This window comes from Kitasatospora sp. NPDC058032, from assembly GCF_042885845.1.
In the GTDB taxonomy this organism is placed as follows: domain Bacteria; phylum Actinomycetota; class Actinomycetes; order Streptomycetales; family Streptomycetaceae; genus Kitasatospora.
The window spans coordinates 178,593-198,008 of record NZ_JBHVRK010000015.1; the positions used below are offsets into that span (position 1 = coordinate 178,593).

Consider the following 19,416-nt stretch of genomic DNA (forward strand, 5'->3'; position numbering starts at 1 on the left):
ACGCGCTAGAACTTGATGCCGCCGAGCAGGCCGGCGAGGCTGGCGCCGCCGGCGGTGATGCTCGGTGCGATCGAGGAGCCGGCGACGTAGAAGCCGAAGAGGGCGCAGACGAGGGCATGGGAGACCTTGAGTCCGTCCCTGCGGAAGAAGAGGAAGGCGATGGTGCCGAACAGGACGATGCCGGAAATCGAGAGGATCACGAGCTGCTCCTCGGGGGAGGGTGCGGGGACGGTGCCACGGAAAGTGCCACAATCGTGACAAAAGGTAATAGAGGATGGAACGGGGCAAATGGGTGGTTTGCCGGACTTGCCGCTCCCGTCCGGAAAGTTCCTCCGAACGGCCGCGCGGCCCTCGCGCCCGCGCGGCGTGCGCTAGCGTGCGTCCGGCGCGACACCGACCACCCCCGACGGGCCCCCGCGCGGGCGCGTCCCCGGAGAAAGGCCCCGAGATGACCGACACCCCCGACGCCGATGTGATCGCCCTGGCCGGCAAGCTGTTCGACGCCGCCCGGGCCGGCGACACCGCCACCCTCGCCGCGTACGTCGACGCCGGCGCCCCGGCCAACCTCACCAACGACCGCGGCGACACCCTGCTGATGCTCGCGGCCTACCACGGCCACGCCGCCACCGTCACCGCCCTGGTGGAGCGCGGCGCCGACCCGAACCGGGCCAACGACCGCGGCCAGACCCCGCTCGCCGGGGCCGTCTTCAAGGGCGGTGACGACGTGCTCGACGCCCTGCTCGCCGCCGGCGCCGACCCCGCCGCGGGCACTCCGTCCGCCGTCGACACCGCCCGGATGTTCGGCAAGGAGGCGCTGGTCGCCCGCTTCGAGGGCCGCCCCGAGGCGGGCTGAGCCCGGGCCGTACGCTTGACCACCATGGAGAGCACCACCAACGGCGGAACCTTCGTGCGCGACGCGAAGGGCGGCAGCACAGAGATCCGGATCACCGGCTTCGGCCACCCCGACGCCCAGCTCCTCGCGGCCGAGGTGCAGCAGGAGTACGTGCGCCGGTACGGCGAGGCCGACCTCACCGAGCTGCACCCCGAGCACTTCGACCCGCCGGCCGGGCTCTTCCTGGTCGCCTACCTGGACGGCGAGCCGGTCGCCTGCGGCGGCTGGCGCGCCAAGCAGGCCGAGCCGTTCGGCATCCGCGCCACCGACGCCGAGCTGAAGCGGATGTTCGTCCGGCCGGTGGCCCGCGGCCGGGGGCTGGCCCGGGTGGTGCTGCGTCACCTGGAGCGGACCGCCGCCGAGGCCGGGCGCACCCGGTTCATCCTGGAGACCGGCACCGAGCAGCCGGAGGCCGTCGCCCTGTACACCTCCGAGGGCTACACGGCGATCGAGAAGTTCGGCCTCTACCGCGAGCACGAGCAGAGCATCTGCCTCGGCAAGGAGTTCGGCGGCGCGCCCGCCGTCTGACCCGGGCTCCGGGCGGGTAGCCTCCCGACGGGTCCGAGGGGCCCGCTCGGGAGGGACCGCGGGACAGGGGGCGGCACGCATGACCGGATCGGTGCGACCCGCCCCGCTCGCCGAACTCGCGGCTCCCGGCGGTCCGTTGGAACGACTGGTCGCGACCGGGCTGCGGACCGCCGGGACCGGCGGCGTCTGGTCGGTCGGCGACGCGGACGGCGTCCGGGGCCGCGGCCGGGTCGGCGTTCTCGGCCGAGGCCCGTGCGGCGAGCGGCCCATGGACCACGACACGGTCTTCGACCTGGCCAGCGTCACCAAGATCGTCGCGCTCTGGCCGTGCGCCGGCGCCCTGTGGCAGGCCGGCCGCCTTCCGCTGGACCGGCCCGTCGGCGAGTACTGGCCGCCGGCCGGGGGCCGCCCCGTCGGAATGCTGACGGCCCGTCAACTCCTCACCCATACGGCGGGACTGCCGCTGCGCACCCGGTTCGCCGAACTCTACGGGACCGACCCGGCGGCGATCCTGTCCGGGGTGCTCGCCGCCCCGCTGCACCGTCCGCCCGGCGCCGCCGTCGAGTACACCGACCGGGCCGCCGTGCTGCTCGGCCACCTGGTCGAGTCCCTGGCCGGTGCGCCGCTCGACGAACTCGCCGCCCGGCAGACCTGGCGACCGCTCGGCATGACGGACACCCGCTACGGCCCGCTCGGCCCGGAACCCGCCGACCGCACCGCCCCCACCGCGTACGAGGCGACGGTCGGCGCGGTGCTGCGCGGCGTCGTCCACGACCCCTCGGCCCGGCTGCTCGGCGGCGTCTCCGGCAACGCCGGCGCCTTCTCCACCGCCCGTGACCTGGAACGCTTCCTCGCCGCGCTGCTCGCCCCGCCCGCCGGGGCGGCGCCACCGTGGGGTGAGCCGTGGATCGCCGAATCGCTGAGGGTGCAGACCGGTGGGCTGGCGCCCGCCCGCGGCCTGTCCTGGCTCTGCGCCGCCGGAACCGACCCCGCCGAGGGCACCTTCGTCCACTACGGCTTCACCGGCACCGGCGTCTGGGTCTCCCGCCGCCGCGGCCGCTGGGCGCTGCTGCTCACCAACAAGGTGCACTACGACCGGGACTTCCGGCCGCTCACCGACCTGCGCAACGCCTTCCGCCGGGCGGTCTTCGGTTAGACCTGCGGCGAAAGGCGTCCGCCGGGAATTCCGTGGGCCTTTCGGACGATGCTTCACGCCATTGACGGGGGCGGCGCCGAGGGGCATGCTGATCCCTGTTGCGGGACTATTGCGCAAGGCTGTCACCGATATTTCCGACGCCCCGGGGGAAGGGTGCCGGAAACAGGGCCGGAAGACCCCCAGATTTCTGGGGGGTGAATCCGCTCCGGCCTCTCGGGGGGTGTCGGCCGCTCCGCCTCGGCCGGGATCGGCCGAGGTCAGCGCCGTTCTGCCCGGAGGAACACGGCCCGGGCGGCGGCGACCGTGAGTTTCCAGGGCAGCGCACGATTTCAGGAATGCGGTGATTCCATGGTGGTCCAGAACTCCGCCGGCGACCGGCGCCGGACCTTCCCGGGTGGCGGTCGGGAGTTATTTGCGGGAGTGTCCGACAAGGCCGCTCGGCCGGATTCGGAAGCGGCCCGCGCGGAATTGGCGGGCGAGGAGTTCGGAACGGCGCTGCGGCGGCTGCGGCTGGAGCGCGGACTGTCGATGCGGGCGCTCGCCCAGCGGCTCGGCTACAGCGCGCACAGCGTCTTCTCCGACATCGAGGCCGGCCGCCGGATCCCCTCCGAGTCGCTGACCGGCTCCTACGAGGAGTGCTTCGGCCTGCCGCCGGGCACACTGCTGCCGCTGCGCCGGCGCGCCCTGGCCGACCGGGCCCGCCGGCTGACCGACCGCCCGGCGGTCGCCGCAGCGCCGTCGGCACCGGCCCCGCCGTCCCCGCCCGTGCCGCCGGAGCCCGCCCGGACGGTCCCCGGCGGCGGTCCGCACCGGCCGGCCGCGCCCGACTCGGTGCTGGACGCCGCCGCCCGGCTCGCCGTCGCGGTCCTCTCCCGCACCCGCGTCGTGGTCGACCGCTGGCGCGGGTGAGGAACGCGACGGGCTCGCCGTCAGCCGGTGGTCGCGGCGCGCCGGGCCAGGCACTCGGCGCGGGCGGCGAGCACGTCCTCGTCGTCCGGGAGCAGCGCGGCGGCGATGTCCAGGTCGGCCAGCGCCGCCTCCCAGCGGTCCGTGCGCAGCAGCACGTAGGCGCGGTTGTAGCGGACCAGCGGATCCCCGGGCGCGAGGCTGACGGCGTGCTGGAGGTCCGCCAGTGCGGCCTCCGGCTCGCCCGCCCGGTAGGCGGCCCCGGCGCGCCCGCAGAGCGCGGGCAGCAGGTCCGGATCGGTGCTCAGCGCCCGGTCGAAGGCCTCGATCGCCGAGCGCTGGTCGTCCTGCTCGGCGTGCACCCGGCCCAGCACCGCCAGCAGGTGGGCGTTCCCGGGGGCCAGCGCCAGGCCGGCCAGGGCGTCGCGCTCGGCCCCCGCCACATCGCCCTCGTCCAGCAGCAGCCCGGCCCGGTTGACGTAGGCGTCGACGAAGCTCGGGTCCAGCACCAGGACGTAGCCGAAGTCGTCGAGCGCGCCCTCGACGTCGCCCAGCGAGCAGCGCACGTCGCCGCGGTTGTAGTACACCTCGGGGAACGGCGGGCCGAGCCGCAGCGCCGTCTCGTACGCGGCCAGGGCGCCCTCCTCGTCGCCGCGCCGGCGCAGCAGGTTGCCGAGGTCGAAGTGGTACTCGGGGTAGTTCGGGTCGCTGTCGATGACGGACCGCAGGTCGGCGAGCGCCTCGTCGAGCCGGCCGAGGCCGGTCAGCACGGTGGAGCGGTTGTGCCGCAGCACCGAGCGGTGCAGGCCGTGCTCGTCCGCGCCGAGGTCCCGGTCGAGCTCCGCCAGCCCGGCGGTGACCAGGTCGAGCGCGGCCTGCGGGCGGCCGCGGTGCGCCTCGATGAGGGCCAGGCCGTTGTTGTGGAAGACGGTGTTGAAGGCGCGTTGGCGCGGGTCCGGCAGCAGTGAGGCGATGGCGATGGCCTGGTTGATCCAGGCGACCGCCCGCTCGTGGTCGCGGCGGTCCGGGGAGCGGTGCCGGGTGTAGAGCATCGCGGTCGCGTACGCGCACTGCAGGTGGGCGGTCGGGTCGACGGAGTGGACCCGGACCTCCTGGCAGACCGCCTCGGCCTCGTCGGCGCGCCCGAGGGCGGACAGCGAGGTGGGCATCTTGCCGGTGAAGTGCCACCAGGCCTGCGGGAACGCCACCGGGTCGAGGTGGGAGCGGCCGCGGCGGCAGAACTCCAGGCTGGCGTGGTAGAAGCCGAGCAGCATGCAGGCGTCCATCGCCTTGGCGAGGGCCGGCAGGCCGGCGCCGCCCACGTCGGTGCCGTGCTCCAGGTGGTAGGGGAGGGCGCCGAGGTCGAGCGAGGGCTCGCCGAGCGCGGCCAGCTCCGCGGCCCGCCGGTCGTGCAGCTCGCGGCGCTCCCGTACGGGCAGCGCCCGGTAGCCGGCCAGGACGGCCGGGTCGTCGTCGGTGCCGTCCGCGGCTACGTAGCAGGCGGCGAGGGCGCCCGGGTCGGTCCCGCGCTGCGGCTCGTCCTGCGGTTCGTCGTTCGGGGCGGCCGGGGCCTCGACCAGGGCGCAGTACCGGGTCAGCACCTCGGGCAGGTTCTCGCCGAGCGGCGTGCCGGCCTCCACCGCCCGGTCCACGGGCAGCGGGTCGAGCAGCGCCGCGGTCCCGCCCGCGACCACGGTCAGCAGCGCCGGGTCGGTGCGGCGGAGCAGGACGGAGAGGAACTCCAGGTCGGTCGGGTCGGCGTGGTCGAGGTCCTCGAGGACCAGGGCGTGCGGTCCGTCGGCCCGCCGGGTCAGCAGCTCGGTCAGGAACTCCTGGAGGCCGTGGGCGATGCGCAGCGTCCGCCAGCGCGAGTAGAACCTGGTCCGCTCCTGCGGGACGGCCAGCGAGGTCAGCGTCTCCCGGTCGGCCGGCACCCGCTCGCGCAGCTCCGGCGCGGCGGTCAGCAGCTCCACCTGGTGCGCGGCGACCAGCTCCGGCCAGCGCTCCGCCGCCGCGGGCACCACGGCGCGCAGCACCGTACCGGCCGCCGTGTACGGCCCGCGCAGGCGGCGGTGCGCGGAGACCTCGGGCAGCCCGGGCAGCAGCGGCGCCGGCAGTGCCAGCGCGGCGCGGGCGGCGGCGCGGTCGCGGCGCAGGCTCCCGGTCACCAGGACGTGGTGGCCGGATCCGGTGGGCGGTGTGGACATCGGACCTCCAGGGGCGGCGGGACGGGAGCGGGCGGGACGGGAGGGGCGGGAGCGGGGCGGGAGGGGGCTGGATCGCGGGGCGGAGGACGGCGCGGGATCACGGGGCCGCCGGGAGCGCGTCGGGGACGGCCGCCGCGCGCCGGGCCCGCCGCTCGCGCAGGTACAGGGCGGTGGAGACGGCGAGTTCACCGACGGTCAGGAAGAGGAAGACGACGCTGTCGGCCAGCCCGGCCCAGCGGTGGCCGCCGCCTGCGGACAGTTGGTCGAGCACCGACCGGGACGCCCTGGCCACGATCGGGGGCAGGTTGACCGCCAGCGTCGCCAGGGCCGTCGCGTAGCCGAGCGCCATCAGCACCGAGTACCAGCGCGCCACCGCGCGGTCCCGGGGGTGCCAGCCCTCCGGGTCGTACGGGGCCGGGCGGCCGCGCAGCCGCGCCCAGCGGTCGGCGAGCAGCTGCTTGGCGGTGGTGTGCAGGTCCACGCAGCCGAGGACGGTGACGACGAGGTAGTACCCGTCGGTGCGCAGGAAGAAGAGGGCCTGCCAGATCACCCGCAGCACGGTGGAGTAGGCCAGGCCCAGTGCGACGCCGCCGGCCGCCGACAGCGCGCCGTCGGAGTGCCGGGTGCCGGCCGCGACCAGCGTCAGCACGGCCAGGACGCCCAGATCGGCGAGCACCCCGGCGAGCATCGGCAGGATCCGGCGCCGGCGGTCCACCGTGACCAGGCCGTCGAGCTCGGTCTGCACCACCACGAAGTAGAGCCGCCGGCCCACCGACAGCCGGGACGGCAGGCCCAGCCGGCGGCCGGCCAGCGCGTGCGCGGCCTCGTGCACCAGGATCAGCGGCGCCTGGGCCACGAACATCACGATGACCAGCACCGACAGGTACGGGGTGAAGAACAGGTGCCGGTAGCCGGGGACCAGCTCGGGCGAGCGGGCCAGGACGACCACCGAACCGGCCAGCAGCGCCAGGTAGAGCGCGGCGCCGACGGGGGAGAACACCGCACGGCCCAGCCGCTGCCAGCGCACCGGCGCGGGCGGTGGCGCGGGCGCCTGGTCGGGGTCGCGCAGGAAGCCCAGCTCGCCGAGGTCGGTGACGAACTCCGCGATGTCGACCGTCTCGCCGTAGCTCCGGGCGTACCACCGGGCCGCCTCGGCGGGTTCGGCGCCGTCGACCAGCCGCCGCAGCAGGGCGGCGCCGTCGGCGGGCAGTACGACGAAGGTGCCCTCGTCGAGCCGGCCGACCGTCACCTCGTCGCCCTCCGACTGGAAGACCAGCGGGTGGAACGCCAACGGGCTTGCTCCGTGCGGCTGTTCGGAGGCGGGGTGGTCGTCGCTCGCCGGTCCGGGCGGCGGTGCGGTGGCAGGCCGGTCTGGCATCGCTCCTCCAAGCGGATCGCCGGGCACGGGTCGTCGGCGCGCCTGGTCCTCGGCGCGGTTCGCGGGTGCGGTTCGCGGGCATGGCCGGTGGGCGCGGCCGGTGGGCGCGGGCCACCGGCGGCGGGCGGGGATCTGGAACGCCCGCCGCCGGGGTCGTAGCGCTCGGGACTAGGCCGGGAGCACCACGGGCGGCCAGGTCGGGCCACAGGGCCCGCCGCCGTAGAGCGAGGCGCCGCTGGTCAGACGGACGGAGCCCGCCTTGCGAATGGCGATCTTCTTCATGAAGGTCACCTCCTCTCACCGGGTGTAGGGACGACGGTGCCCCCGGACCGGACCCGGCCGCCGCAGCTGCGGCCGACCCGGATCCGTCGGGGACACGTCATCTCTAGCAGGGGAGGAGGGCTGTACTCGATGCCTCGCGAACACTTCGGGTCCAGGGCGAGAACTGGTCGCGTACGGGGTCGCGAACGCCGTACGGATCGGCGAACCGGCGGACCGTCCGGGTGGCGCGGCGTCAGATCAGCGTGGACCAGTACGACCAGAACCGGTTGAGGACCAGCAGCGCGATCACCGCCGCCCACAGCACCGGCAGTGCCCAGTGGTAGCGGGCCGCCTCCCGGACCACCGGCCGCAGCCGCGGCCCGACCGGGATCACCCCGGAGCGCAGGTTGTGCAGCGTGGTGTACCAGAACAGCGCCACCACCGTCGCCCAGATCACCATGCAGTACGGGCAGAGCGCGCCGATGTCGTACAGCGCCTGGTCGATCAGCCAGTGCACGAAGCCCACCCCGAACAGCGTCCCCGCCTGCAGACCGAGCCAGAACCACCGGCGGTACGCGGCCCCCGCCAGCAGCCCGGCACCGACCGCCGCCAGCGCGCCGAACGCGGCCAGCCCGAGCAGCGGGTTGGGGAAGCCGAACACCTCGGCCTGGTCGGTGCGCATCACCGACCCGCAGCTGATCACCGGGTTGAGGTTGCAGCTCGGGATGTAGGAGGGGTCCTCCAGGATGCGGAGCTTGTCGAAGGTCAGCACGGCCGAGGCGGCCAGCCCGATCAGGGCGGCGATCAGGAGGAAGACCGAGAACGCGCGGCCCGCGCCGATCGGCGCCGAACCGGGCGCGGCCGGCGCGGGGGAGGCGGGGCGGGAGGACGGGGAGGAGGGGGGCAGAGCGGTCGATGCGGTCATGGCAGAGCACTCCGTGGGTGAGGAAGGGGCCGGCCCGGCCGGGAATCGGCCGGGCCGGTGGTGCTCACTGCAAGCCCGCGGCCTGCTTCACCTGGGCGGTGAACTGCTCCGGCGTCATCGCGCGGTTGCCGCTGAACAGGGTGAGCGGCTTGCCGTCCACCTTCACCGTCGGGGTGCCGGTCACCCCGCTGTCGTTGAACGCGTCCGCGACCTTCTTCGCCCACGGCGCGTACGTCCGGTCGGTGACCGCCTTGACGAACGCGTCCGACTTCAGCCCCGGCACCTGGTCGGCCAGCTGCAGCAGGTGGTTGACGTCGCCGAAACCGTCCTCGCGCTCGTCCGGCTGGTTGGCGTACAGCACGTCGTGGTAGGCCTTGAACTTGTCCACGCCCTCGTTCACCGCCGCGCCGATCGCGGCCAGCGCGGTGCGCGAGCCCTTCCCGCCGAGGTTCTTGTCCAGGAACGCGGCCAGGTGGTACTCGACCTTGACGGTGCCGTCGTCCGCCAGCTTCTTGATGGTGTCGCCGTTGGTGGCCTCGAAGGTCTTGCAGACCGGGCAGCGGAAGTCCTCGAACACCTGGAGGGTGTGCGCGGCGTCGGGCTTGCCGTAGGTGATCACGGTGCCGTCCGGGCCGGAGGTGTTGGCCGGCACGACCAGCGCGGTCGGCTCGGCCGCGGTCGAGGAGGACTTGTTGTCGCCGGCCATGCTGATCGCGAGCGCGGTGCCGCCGACCAGGGCGAGCGCGACGACGGCCGAGACGCCGACGACGATCCGCTGACGGCGCTTGGCGGCCTGCTTCTCCTGGCGCTGGGCCTCCTGGATGCGCTCGCGGGCGCTGATCTTCTGGGCCTGCTTGCGGGAGGGCTTCTGGGAGGGCTTCTGGGTGGGCTGAGCCATGCTCGGTCAACTCCGTATTGGGGGCGCGCAACAGGGCGCACGGGGGTGTCCCGCTCCGGCGCGCGGCACGGCGTGCTCGGCACGGGCGCGCGGGGTCGGAGGGGTGACTGGACGGGAGGCGGAGTCGTGCGCCGCCCGCCACGGGCCCACGGAGGACCGGCCGTCGCTTCTTCGGACTTCGGGCGAGGGACCGGGTTTCAGGGGCTCGTCAGCAGGCAGGCGCGAGCAGCGGCGGGCCGCGGCGCGGCGCCGGGCTCAGCACCACGTCCTCGCGGCGCGGGCGGCGGCGGTCCGAGACCGGCAGCGGCACCCGCAGCACCGGCCGGGCCGGCGCCGGGACGAGCAGCAGGACCAGCGCCCGCAGCGGCGCGGCGACGGCCTGGCGCAGCGCGCGCAGCGCCCGCCCGAGGCTCGACAGGGCGGCGTCCCCGAGCCGCAGCCAGGCGGCGGCGGCCAGCGCGATCACCAGGTGCACCAGCAGGAGCAGTACCTGGGTGGCGGCGGGTGCCAGCCGTCCGGAATGGCCCAACTGGCCGTAGAACAGCGACGATCCGTCCACCGAGCCGCCACCGCAGACCAGCAGGTTCATGCCGCGGGCCGGCAGGTCGCCGCCGAGGACCGGACCACAGCTGGTCTGGCCCAGGTTGAAGGTCGTGTTGAGCAGCAGTTCGACCGGGACCATCACGGCCGCGATCTGCGACAGCCGCCGTTCCCCGCCGGCCAGCGCGGCCGACACCAGGAAGACGACGGCGGTGGCCATCCCGACCAGTGCGAGCGGCAGCGGACGGCCGGTGATGAGGACCTGGCCCAGCGCGGACAGCGGCACGGCGAGCGCGGTGAACACCGCGGCCCGCAGGGCCCTCGTCGCGTGGGTGGAGGTCGTCATCACGTTCGGGAGTATGTCACGGCGTTTACATCGGGCACGAGGGTGCGTCCCCAGGGTACGGCCGGATCCGGGCACAGGTTGTCCCGCAGCGGTCGTGTGTTCGGGGATCGGGGGTGAGGAGTTCACCGCGGCGATGGGTTTGACGGGGCGCGGGTCGGGTGAAGGGCCGTCAGGCCCTGACGGGGGTGGTGGGACGGTCCGACAATCGGGCGATGGACTACGCCCTTGGCCCGGGGCCGACGGCGCCGCCGTGGCCGTGGCCGCCGTGGCCGCCTTGGCCCTGGCCGTGGCACTGCCAGTCGCCGTCGCCGTCGGCCCCGCCGCCCTCGCCCTCGCCGACGTCGACGTCGCCTGTTGTGTCGACCGCCGCGCCGACTCCATCCCCGGACCCCTCGCCGGCCCCCTCGCCCTCGCCGCTGTCCACACCCGCTCCGCCTTCGCCGGCGGTGCCGACCTCCCCGACCTCCCCGGCCGCCCTGGCCCCCTCACCGCCCCCGCCGCCGCACGCGGTGAAACCGCCCCCGCCCCCGCCACGCGCCCCGATCACCGTGGAAGCGGTCCCGCCCGTCCGGCCACCCGCCCCCGCCCCGGTGCAGGCCTCGCCGAGCTGGACGGCGCAACCCCCGCCCCCGCCCCCGGCGCCGCCGCCCGCCCCCGGCCCGACGGCCACCGTCGCGGTGGTCGCCGCGGCGCCCCCGCCGCCCGCCGCACCGCCCGCCGGTGAGCTCGACCCGACCGCCTGGACGGCCGTGCTCGTCCTCACCGTCCTCCTCCCGGCCGCCCTCGCGGCGGCCCTGGGCCACCACCGCACGACCTCCCGGAGCCGCCGATGAACCCCGCCCCCCTGCTGAGCGCCGCCGCGTGCGTGACCGTCGCCGTCGGCGCCCTCGCCATCGCCCACCAGGTGCGCCCGGCCGTTCCCGAGGGCGAACTCCCGCCCGAACCCCACCCCGTGCTCTCCAGCATCGGCTCCGGCCTGCTGTCCGGCTTCATCCTGCTCACCGGCTTCCTGGTCGCCACCGGCTGGGCCGCCCGCACCACCGGCACCGTCCCACCCCGGGGCCTCTACCTCGCCGACCTCGCCGCCGGCACCGCCGTCCTCCTCTACCCCGCCCTCGCCGGCCTCCCCTTCACCACCCGCTACACCACCGCGGTCGTCTTCTTCGCCGCCCTCGTCGGCTACACCATGTCCCTCGCCGTCCAGCTCCGCCCCTGACCCGCCCCCATCGGCCCGGCGCGGCCCGGAGAGTCAGTTGCGCCGACTTCTCGATCCGGCGCTGCTGTGCGGGGTTCCGGCGCCAGGTGTCGGCGGGCAGGTGCCGGATCGGGCGCTGCGGTTTCCTGACAGGGCGGGGGTGCGGAAGCCGGGGGGATGGCACCGGAAGTCGGCCTGGCCGACTTCCGGTGTCGGTTGCCGCCGCGCCTCGGCGGGATTCCGGGTGCCGGACCGGCCCGGTTCCGAGCTGGGCCGAGGCGCTCGTCGAGACCGGGCGAACCCGGGGTACGCGGTGGCGCGCGAAGGACGGGTTTTGTGGTCGCCCACTGCTCGCGGGGCATCCTGATGTCATGTCAGCTTGCTCGCACGCCAGTTGTGCCGCCCTGCCGCGTCGGCTTCATGCCCCGTCCGCCGTGGGGTGCGGGGGCCTCGGGTGAGGCCGGGGCCCAGGAGGCGGGGGCATCACCGGGGGTGGCTGTGGCTCGCTTCGGGCTGTGCGGCGGTCTTTGTGGCCAGTGTGGTGTTCGCGGCGCTGAAGCCCGCCCGGGCCCACACGGGGGAAGTCCGACCCGGCGTCCGTCCGAGCGCGGATCCGCTCCCTCACCCACCGTCCCTGCGACCCCGCCAAGGCGACAGCGGCCCGGCGCGGCCCGGAGAGTCAGCTGCGCCGACTTCTCGATCCGGTGATGCGGTCCGCGGTTCTGGCGCCAAAGGTCGGCCGGATCGACCTCCTGCGCCGCTTGCTCCTGTCAGTTCGAGCCGCTGCGGCTTGGTGGCGGGTGGGGTGGCCGGGCTAGCCTGGAGGGGTTCTGGACGGCCCCTGGAGGGGGTGCGGGCGGATGGCGGGTGACGTGGTCACCGTGGGTGAGGTGGTGCTCGGGCGGATCCGGGCGCAGGCCGAGGTGCTGGCCGGGCTGGACGAGGCGGTACGGGCGGACGAGCCGGACGCGGTGCACCGGATGCGGGTCGCGTGCCGGCGGTTGCGCAGCGCCTTCCGCACCTACCGGCGGCTGCTCGCGCCCGGGGCCGCGGACGAGTTGGTGGCCGAGTTGCGGTGGCTCGCGGCGGCGCTGGGGCGGGCCCGGGACCGCGAGGTGCTGGGCGAGCGGCTGGCGGCCCGGGCGCGGGAGCTGCCCGCGGAGTGCGGGCCCGAGCGGATCGCGGCGGAGTTGGAGCACTGGGGGCGGGCCGAGTACCGGCGGGTCCGGCCGGAGGTGGTGGCCGCGCTGGACAGCCCGCGCCGCCGCGCCCTGGCGGCCGGCCTGGCGGCGCTGCTGGCCGACCCGCCGCTGCGCCGACGGGCGGACCGGGCGGCCGGTCCGGAGCTGGCCCGGGTGGCCGGGCGCGAGCAGCGGCGGACCGCGGAGCGGGTGCGGTCGGCGCTCACGGACGCCTCGGCACCGGACGCGGCCCTGCACGAGGCCCGGAAGGCGGCCAAGCGCGCCCGGTACGCGGGCGAGACCGCGGTGCCGGTGGCGGGCCGGGCGGCGGAGCGGTACGTGGAGCGGATGAGGGCCGTCCAGGAGGTGCTGGGGGAGCACCAGGACGCGGTGGTGGCGTCGGCCGCGCTGCGGGACCGGGCGGGCGCGACCGGGGAGCCGTTCGCCTACGGCGTGCTCTACGGGCAGCAGCTGGCCGAGGCGGAGCGGGCCCGGCGCGCGCTGCCGGAGGTGTGGGCGCGGGCCGCCCGGCCGAAGCTGGCGCGGTTCGGGTGAGGGCGGGGGCTACTCCTCGGCCGGGTCGAGGCCGGCGGTGCGGGCGGCGGTGCGGAGCAGGTCGCGCAGCATGGCGGTGCTGAGGCGGCCGGTGTTGGTGTTGCGCGGGCTCACGTGGTAGCAGCCGAACAGCTCCAGCGGCGGGCCGCCGTCGCGGGCCGGCAGGGTGACGTGGGCGCCGTGGCCGAACCGCGGCCGGGGCCGGGGGAGCGTCCAGCCGGCCGCGTCGAGTGCGGGGAGCAGGGCCTGCCAGGCGAAGCCGCCGAGGGCGACGACGCTGCGCACGGTGGGGCGGCAGAGTTCGAGTTCGCGGGTGATCCAGGGGCGGCAGGTGTCGCGTTCGGCGGTGCTGGGCTTGTTGTCGGGCGGGGCGCAGCGGACCGGGTCGGTGATCCGCACGCCGTGCAGGGCCAGGCCGTCGCCGTGGCGGACGGACTCGGCGCGGTTGGCGAGGCCCAGCCGGTGCAGGGCGGCGTAGAGCAGGTCGCCGGACGGGTCACCGGTGAAGATCCGGCCGGTGCGGTTGGCGCCGTGCGCGGCGGGGGCGAGGCCGACCAGGAGGAGCGGGGCGTCGGGCGGGCCGAAGCCGGGGACGGGGCGGGCCCAGTAGTCCCAGTCCAGGTAGGCGCGGCGTTTGGTGCGGGCGGTCTCCTCGCGCCACTCGACCAGCCGCGGGCAGGCCCGGCAGCCGGTGACGACCCGGTCGAGGGCGGCCAGGTCCACGGCGCGGGCGGCCGCCTCGGCGGGGTGGCGCGGGTGGCCCGGGTCGTCGGCGGGGTCCGGCGGGCCGGCGGGGTCCGACGGGCCTGAGGGGCGCGCCGGGTCGGCGGGGGACTGCGGCATGGCGACGATCCTAGGCCCGCGAATCGGGTTCGTTCTGGCACCGACCGGGCAGGCGTAGCGTGGAACCAGTGGTTCCGGTGGCCGTCGGCCGGAGCGGGTCGGCGACGGCCGGGGCTCGCTGCTGCGCGAGGAGGCCGTCATGGTCGTCGATGTGGTGGTCGGGGTCATAGTCGCGGTGCTGTTGCTGGCGGCCGTGGTGGGAGGGATGAGCCTGCGGGTCGTGCAGCAGTTCCAGCGGGGTGTGGTGTTCCGCTTCGGCCGGGTGCGCGACGAGGTGCGCGATCCGGGGCTGGTCGCGCTGGTGCCGGTCGCGGACCGGCTGCGCCGGGTGAACGTGCAGATCGTGACGCTGCCGATCCCGGCGCAGGAGGGCATCACCCGGGACAACGTGACCGTCCGGGTGGACGCGGTGGTGTACTTCCGGGTGGAGGACCCGGTGAAGGCGATCGTCAACGTGCAGGACTACAACTTCGCGATCTCCCAGGTGGCGCAGACCTCGCTGCGGTCGATCATCGGCAAGAGCGAGCTGGACGACCTGCTGGCCAACCGCGAACCGATCAACCAGGGCCTGGAGTTGATGATCGACAGTCCGGCACTGGGCTGGGGGATCGAGATCGACCGGGTGGAGATCAAGGACGTCGCCCTGCCGGAGGCGATGAAGCGCTCGATGTCGCGGCAGGCGGAGGCCGAGCGGGAGCGGCGGGCGCGGATCATCACGGCGGACGGCGAGTACCAGGCGTCCGCGCGGCTGTCGGAGGCGGCCGAGGTGATGAGCGCGACCCCGGCGGCGCTGCAACTGCGGCTGCTGCAGACGGTGGTGGAGGTCGCGGCGGAGAAGAACTCGACGCTGGTGCTGCCGTTCCCGGTGGAGCTGCTGCGGTTCCTGGACAGCGCCACCGAGACGCACCGGCGCGGTGCGGAGCAGGGCGGCTCGGGCGTGGACGGGGTGGAACCGGTGCAGCCCGGGAAGGTCGAGGCCCCGCCGCTGCCCGGCATGGAGCAGCTCGAACTGCCTCCGCTGGAGGAGGTGTTGGACAGCTCGCCGGTGGACCCGCCGGAACGGTACGCCGGAGACGGCAAGAACGGCGGCAAGAACGACAGCGAGAAGAGCGACGGAAGGACGTAGCGGGCCCGGTGGCGGGGCTCCCGGCGCCGGACCACGATGGAGAAGTGGCAGTGGCAGGCACGTCAGGAGGCCGATCATGACCAATGCGGGCGACATCATGCACCGGGGCGCCGAATGCGTGGGCGAGCACGAGACGCTCGCCGCCGCGGCCCGGATCATGAAGGAACGCGGAGTCGGGGCACTGCCGATCTGCGGAGAGCGGCAGAAGCTCCTGGGCATCCTCACCGACCGGGACATCGTGCTCAAGTGCGTGGCCGAGGGCCTCGACGCGGAGCGGGTGACGGCCGGGGACGTGGCCCAGGGGCGGCCGATGACGGTGGAGGCGGACGAGGACGTCGAGCAGGTGCTGCGGGTGATGGAGCAGTACCGGGTGCGCCGGCTGCCGGTGATCAACCACCCCGAGCACGAGCTGGTCGGCATGATCAGCGAGGCGGACATCGCGCGCGGCATGCCCCAGGCCCGGGTGGCGGAGTTCGTGACGGCGGTCTGCGCCGAGGACTCGCCGCGCTCGAAGGAGGTGCTGGAGACGCCGCAGACCGTGTGAGGACCGAATGAGGAGGCTCAGGCCGGCGCGTGGACCGCGGTGGCGTGGGCCGCCTCGTCGCTCGCCCTCCGCTCTCCGTCCTCCGCGCTCAGGCCGATGCTGAGCGTGGCCGTGCGGTCAGTGTGACGGCTGCGCCGCACGGTGTCAGGGCTTCGCCGTCACCGAGGGGGCCGCCGGTCGCCGGACGTCTGGGCGTGCAGCGCCCGCCGCATCAGCTCCGCCAGGTGCAGGGCCCGTCGGCCCTCGGCGAGCTGGGCGATCTGGGTGCGGCAGCTGAAGCCGTCCGCGAGGACCACGGTGTCCGGCCCGGCGGCGCGCAGCTCGGGCAGCAGGACGCGCTCGGCGATCGCCACCGAGACCTCGTAATGGCCGCGCTCGAAGCCGAAGTTGCCCGCCAGCCCGCAGCATCCCGAGTCCAGCACCCGGTTGTTGACGCCCATCCGCCGCTCCACCCGGCGGTCCGCCGCGCTGCCGAGCACCGCGTGCTGGTGGCAGTGGGTCTGGGTGACCGCGTCCACCGGCAGCTGCGGCAGCGGCGCGTCGGGCGCGTACGCGTCGATGAACTCGGCGAACGTAAGGGTCCGTTCGGCCAGCGGGCGGCCCTCGGCGCCGAGCAGGCGCGGCACCTCCTCGCGCAGCGTCGCGGTGCAGCTCGGGTCGAGCCCGACGACCGGTGTGCCGGCGGGCAGACCGGTGGCGGCGAGCGCGGCCAGGCTGCGCCGCATCACCCGGCGGGCGCCGGTGAGTTGGCCGGTGGAGTACCAGGTCAGGCCGCAGCAGACCGGACCGGCCGGCAGCCGGACGTCGAAGCCCAGGTGCTCCAGCACCTCGACGGCGGCGCGCAGTACCTCCGGCTGCAGGTGGTTGGCGAAGGTGTCCGGCCAGAGCAGCACGGGCGGCACACCCGCCGGGGCGGGGCCGGCGGCGGCGCGGCGGCGCCGGTACCAGCGGGTGAAGGTCTCCGGCGGCAGGACCGGCAGCACCCGGCGCGGGTCGATCCCGGCGAGCCGCTTGAGCGCCCCGGCGGCCGGTGAGCGGGCGAGGGTGTTGGCCAGGGCGGGCGCCAGCGCGGGCGCCAGGGCCGTGCCGCGCAGCCAGAGCGGCAGCCGGCCCAGCGCGTAGTGCGCGGCGGGCCGCGGCCGGTGCCGGTAGTGCTGGTACAGGAACTCGGTCCGGTAGGTGGCCATGTCGACGTGGACCGGGCAGTCGCTCGCGCAGCCCTTGCAGCCGAGGCAGAGGTCCAGTGCCTCGCGGACCTCCGCCGAGCGCCAGCCGTCCGCGATCGCGCCGCCGAACGGGCCGCCGCCGCGCAGCATTTCGGCGAGCAGCCGGGCCCGGCCGCGGGTGGAGTGCCGTTCCTCGCCGGTGGCCATGTAACTGGGGCACATCACCCCGGTGCTCGTATCGATGCACTTGGCGACGCCCACGCAGCGGCGCACCGCCTTGGCGAGGCTGCCGTCGTCCTGCTCGTACGGCAGGGCGAGTGGCAGCGTCGGCGCGGGGCCGGTGAACCGCAGGTCGGCGTCGAGTGAGCGCGGGTCGACCAGGTTGCCGGGGTTGAGCAGTCGCTCCGGGTCCCAGATCCGCTTGAACTCCCGGAACAGGTCGATGACTTCGGGCGGGTACATGCGCGGCAGCAGTTCGGCGCGGGCCTGGCCGTCGCCGTGCTCGCCGGAGAGCGAACCCCCGTGCGAGACCACCAGATCGGCGGCCTGCTCCAGGAACTCCCGGAACACCAGCACCCCGTGGGGCTGGGCGAGCGGGAAGTCGATCCGCAGGTGGACGCAGCCCTCGCCGAAGTGCCCGTACGGGACGCCCCGCAGGCTGTGCCGGCGCAGCAGCACGCGCAGTTCGCGCAGGTAGTCGCCGAGCCGTTCCGGCGGGACGGCGGAGTCCTCCCAGCCGGGCCACGCCTCACCGCCCCCGGGCAGCCGGGTGACGGTGCCGGCGCCCGCCTCCCGCACGCCCCACAGTCGGCGCTGCTCGGCCGGGTCGGTCACCACGGCGGCGGTGGCGGTGCGTTCGCGCCGGACGGCGTCGGCGAGCCGGCGGGCCGCGTCCAGCGCCTCGGCGGGGGTGGCGCCGCCGGCCTCCAGGAACAGCCAGCAGGCGCCGTCGGGCAGCCGGTCCAGGACGGGCGGGCGCGGACCGGCGGCGAGCAGCGCGGCGAGCAGGTCGGCGGCCATGCCCTCGACGGTGAGCGGGCCGAGCGGCAGCAGGGCGGGGACGGCGTCGGCGGCGGCCGTCTCGTCCGGGTAGCCGGCCACCACCAGGGCGCGCGCGGGCGGGTCCTCGACCAGCTTGACGGTGGCGCCGAGCAGCAGCGCGCAGGTGCCCTCGGTGCCGGTGAGCGCCCGGGCCAGGTGGTGGCCGCGTTCGGGGAGCAGCGCGTCCAGCGGGTAGCCGGAGACCCGGCGCGGCAGCGCGGGCATGCCCCGGCGGATGACGGACAGGTTCCGGTCGGTGAACTCCTGGAGCCGGTGGTGGAGTTGGCCGACGCGCCCGGGCAGGGCGGCGAGCGCGGCGCGTTCCTCCGGGCCGAGCGGGCCGCCGACGGTCAGCTCGGTGCCGTCGGCGAGCAGCAGGTCCAGCGACTCGACGTTGTCGGCGGTCCGGCCCCAGGCCACCGAGTGCGCGCCGCAGGAGTCGTTGCCGATCATGCCGCCGAGGGTGCAGCGGCTGTGCGTGGACGGGTCCGGCCCGAACCGCAGCCCGTACGGTCGCGCGGCGCGCTGCAGGTCGTCCAGCACGGTGCCGGGCTCGACCCGTGCGGTGCGGCGCTCCGGGTCCACGGCGAGGACGGCACCGAGGTGGCGGTGGAAGTCGAGCACCACCGCGCCGGGGCCGATCGCCTGCCCGCCGATGCTCGTCCCGGCGCCGCGCGCCACCACCGGCACCTCGTAACGGCGGCACAGCGCGAGCGCGGTGCGCACGTCGTCCAGGTCGGCGGGCTTGACCACGCCGAGCGGCGGCTGGCGGTAGTTGGAGGCGTCGTGGCTGTAGACGGTGCGCTCGGCGGCGCCGAAGCGGACGTCGCCGCGCAGCACGGCGGACAGCTCGCGGGCCAGGTCGGTGCCGGGCGCGGTGTCGGGGCGGCTCACGGGCGGGTCCTCCCGGGCGGGACGCGGAGCGGTGCGGGGGGTGCGGCGGCGCGAAGGCACGGCTGTGCAGGGGTGCGGCTGTGCGGCTGTGCGGCTGTGCCGATCATCGCAGCCGCGACCGGCGGGCGGTACCGGGAAAGGGCTGGCCGGGTACCCGGGGCGTCTGGCAGTGTCCTTCCCATGATCACCGACCCTCACGACGCCCCCCGCCCCTTCCTCGCCCACCTGCCGGTCGGCGAGCGGCTCCCGATCCCCGAGGACGCCGCGCCGTCCTGGTCGATCTTCCCGTACGAGCCCTCCGAGGGCGGCGGGCTGCGGGTGCGGACGCTGGACGCCCCCGAGCTGCCCGAACCGCCCCGGCACGGCGAGGCGGGCCCGGCCGAGTGCGGGGAGTGCGGTCGCCCGGACGAGGACTACGTCTGGACCGACGAGCACTGGCGCCTGCGCGCCTACGGCGAGCCGCACGGCCTGCCCGCCGTGCTGCTGCTCAACCCGCGCGGCCACCACGACCTGCTCGACCTCCCGCCGGCCCGGGCCGCCGAGCTCGGCCCGGTGCTCCAGCGCACGGAGCGGGCGATCCTCGGGCTCGGCGGCATAGGCAGGGTCCACGTGAGCCGCTGGGGCGACGGCGCGGCCCACCTCCACCTGTGGCTGATCGCCCGTCCCGAGGGCCAGCGGCAGCTGCTCGGCTCCACCCTGCCGCTGTGGATGGACCTCCTGCCGCCGCTGCCGGACGACGTCCGCGCCGACAGCCTGCGCCGGATCGCCGCCGCCCTCGCCGCCGACGGCGGCACCGCGCACCGCTGACCGCCCGGTCACCGGCGCCGTTGTCGG

Annotated in this window: 18 protein-coding genes; 10 read left to right on the top strand and 8 right to left on the bottom strand. The window is 75.6% G+C overall.

From position 1 onward, the window contains the following. Window positions 1-5: 5 nt before the first annotated feature. Window positions 6-200 (bottom strand): hypothetical protein, encoded by a 195-nt coding sequence (locus tag ACFVUH_RS24050; RefSeq protein WP_355365556.1) that lies wholly within the window; start codon window positions 198-200, stop codon window positions 6-8. A gap of 248 nt (window positions 201-448) precedes the next feature. On the opposite strand from ACFVUH_RS24050, the gene ACFVUH_RS24055 reads away from it, so the two are divergent. The 4 genes from ACFVUH_RS24055 to ACFVUH_RS24070 all read left to right on the top strand — a co-directional run bounded on the left by ACFVUH_RS24055 (window position 449) and on the right by ACFVUH_RS24070 (window position 3,485). Next, window positions 449-853, top strand: coding sequence for an ankyrin repeat domain-containing protein (locus ACFVUH_RS24055; protein WP_355365553.1), 405 nt, complete (start codon window positions 449-451; stop codon window positions 851-853). 24 nt (window positions 854-877) lie between these two features. Beyond that, entirely contained in the window at window positions 878-1,420 is a 543-nt protein-coding gene (locus ACFVUH_RS24060; protein ID WP_355365550.1) for a GNAT family N-acetyltransferase, read from the top strand. Window positions 1,421-1,499: 79 nt separating this feature from the next. Beyond that, the gene (locus ACFVUH_RS24065; RefSeq protein ID WP_387915287.1) at window positions 1,500-2,576 is read left to right on the top strand and encodes a serine hydrolase domain-containing protein; all 1,077 of its coding nucleotides are present in this window, start codon (window positions 1,500-1,502) and stop codon (window positions 2,574-2,576) included. 348 nt (window positions 2,577-2,924) lie between these two features. Beyond that, window positions 2,925-3,485, top strand: coding sequence for a helix-turn-helix domain-containing protein (locus ACFVUH_RS24070; protein WP_387915288.1), 561 nt, complete (start codon window positions 2,925-2,927; stop codon window positions 3,483-3,485). A 20-nt stretch (window positions 3,486-3,505) separates the two neighbouring features. Here ACFVUH_RS24070 and ACFVUH_RS24075 read toward each other — a convergent pair whose 3' ends face one another. The 5 genes from ACFVUH_RS24075 to ACFVUH_RS24095 all read right to left on the bottom strand — a co-directional run bounded on the left by ACFVUH_RS24075 (window position 3,506) and on the right by ACFVUH_RS24095 (window position 10,037). After that, entirely contained in the window at window positions 3,506-5,689 is a 2,184-nt protein-coding gene (locus ACFVUH_RS24075) for a tetratricopeptide repeat protein (protein WP_387915289.1), read from the bottom strand. Window positions 5,690-5,786: 97 nt separating this feature from the next. Beyond that, the gene (locus ACFVUH_RS24080) at window positions 5,787-7,067 is read right to left on the bottom strand and encodes a hypothetical protein (protein ID WP_387915290.1); all 1,281 of its coding nucleotides are present in this window, start codon (window positions 7,065-7,067) and stop codon (window positions 5,787-5,789) included. A 514-nt stretch (window positions 7,068-7,581) separates the two neighbouring features. Then, complete coding sequence (locus ACFVUH_RS24085) at window positions 7,582-8,253, bottom strand: vitamin K epoxide reductase family protein (RefSeq protein ID WP_387915291.1); 672 nt, start codon at window positions 8,251-8,253, stop codon at window positions 7,582-7,584. Window positions 8,254-8,317: 64 nt separating this feature from the next. Next, window positions 8,318-9,151 (bottom strand): thioredoxin domain-containing protein, encoded by an 834-nt coding sequence (locus tag ACFVUH_RS24090; protein ID WP_355365532.1) that lies wholly within the window; start codon window positions 9,149-9,151, stop codon window positions 8,318-8,320. A 208-nt stretch (window positions 9,152-9,359) separates the two neighbouring features. Beyond that, window positions 9,360-10,037 carry a hypothetical protein gene (locus tag ACFVUH_RS24095; RefSeq protein ID WP_355365529.1) on the bottom strand — a complete coding sequence of 226 codons (678 nt, stop codon included), beginning with the start codon at window positions 10,035-10,037 and terminating at the stop codon, window positions 9,360-9,362. A 286-nt stretch (window positions 10,038-10,323) separates the two neighbouring features. Between ACFVUH_RS24095 and ACFVUH_RS24100 the strand changes: the two genes are divergently transcribed. From ACFVUH_RS24100 to ACFVUH_RS24110, 3 genes are all read left to right on the top strand, one after another. After that, entirely contained in the window at window positions 10,324-10,761 is a 438-nt protein-coding gene (locus ACFVUH_RS24100; RefSeq protein ID WP_387915292.1) for a hypothetical protein, read from the top strand. Between the two features lie 105 nt (window positions 10,762-10,866). Continuing rightward, window positions 10,867-11,253, top strand: a complete 387-nt coding sequence (locus tag ACFVUH_RS24105) for a hypothetical protein (RefSeq protein ID WP_387915293.1) — start codon at window positions 10,867-10,869, stop codon at window positions 11,251-11,253. Between the two features lie 839 nt (window positions 11,254-12,092). Next, window positions 12,093-12,968 (top strand): CHAD domain-containing protein, encoded by an 876-nt coding sequence (locus tag ACFVUH_RS24110; protein WP_387915294.1) that lies wholly within the window; start codon window positions 12,093-12,095, stop codon window positions 12,966-12,968. Between the two features lie 9 nt (window positions 12,969-12,977). On the opposite strand, the gene ACFVUH_RS24115 is transcribed toward ACFVUH_RS24110, so the two are convergent. Next, entirely contained in the window at window positions 12,978-13,811 is an 834-nt protein-coding gene (locus tag ACFVUH_RS24115) for a uracil-DNA glycosylase (RefSeq protein WP_387915295.1), read from the bottom strand. 139 nt (window positions 13,812-13,950) lie between these two features. Between ACFVUH_RS24115 and ACFVUH_RS24120 the strand changes: the two genes are divergently transcribed. Next, window positions 13,951-14,937, top strand: coding sequence for a slipin family protein (locus ACFVUH_RS24120; RefSeq protein WP_387915296.1), 987 nt, complete (start codon window positions 13,951-13,953; stop codon window positions 14,935-14,937). 76 nt (window positions 14,938-15,013) lie between these two features. Next, a complete protein-coding gene (locus tag ACFVUH_RS24125; RefSeq protein ID WP_355365509.1) occupies window positions 15,014-15,481 on the top strand; it encodes a CBS domain-containing protein in 468 nt (155 codons plus the stop codon). A gap of 158 nt (window positions 15,482-15,639) precedes the next feature. On the opposite strand, the gene ACFVUH_RS24130 is transcribed toward ACFVUH_RS24125, so the two are convergent. Next, a complete protein-coding gene (locus ACFVUH_RS24130; protein ID WP_387915297.1) occupies window positions 15,640-18,582 on the bottom strand; it encodes an FAD-binding and (Fe-S)-binding domain-containing protein in 2,943 nt (980 codons plus the stop codon). A 180-nt stretch (window positions 18,583-18,762) separates the two neighbouring features. On the opposite strand from ACFVUH_RS24130, the gene ACFVUH_RS24135 reads away from it, so the two are divergent. Next, window positions 18,763-19,389 (top strand): hypothetical protein, encoded by a 627-nt coding sequence (locus ACFVUH_RS24135; RefSeq protein ID WP_355365503.1) that lies wholly within the window; start codon window positions 18,763-18,765, stop codon window positions 19,387-19,389. The last annotated feature ends 27 nt before the right edge of the window (window positions 19,390-19,416 follow it).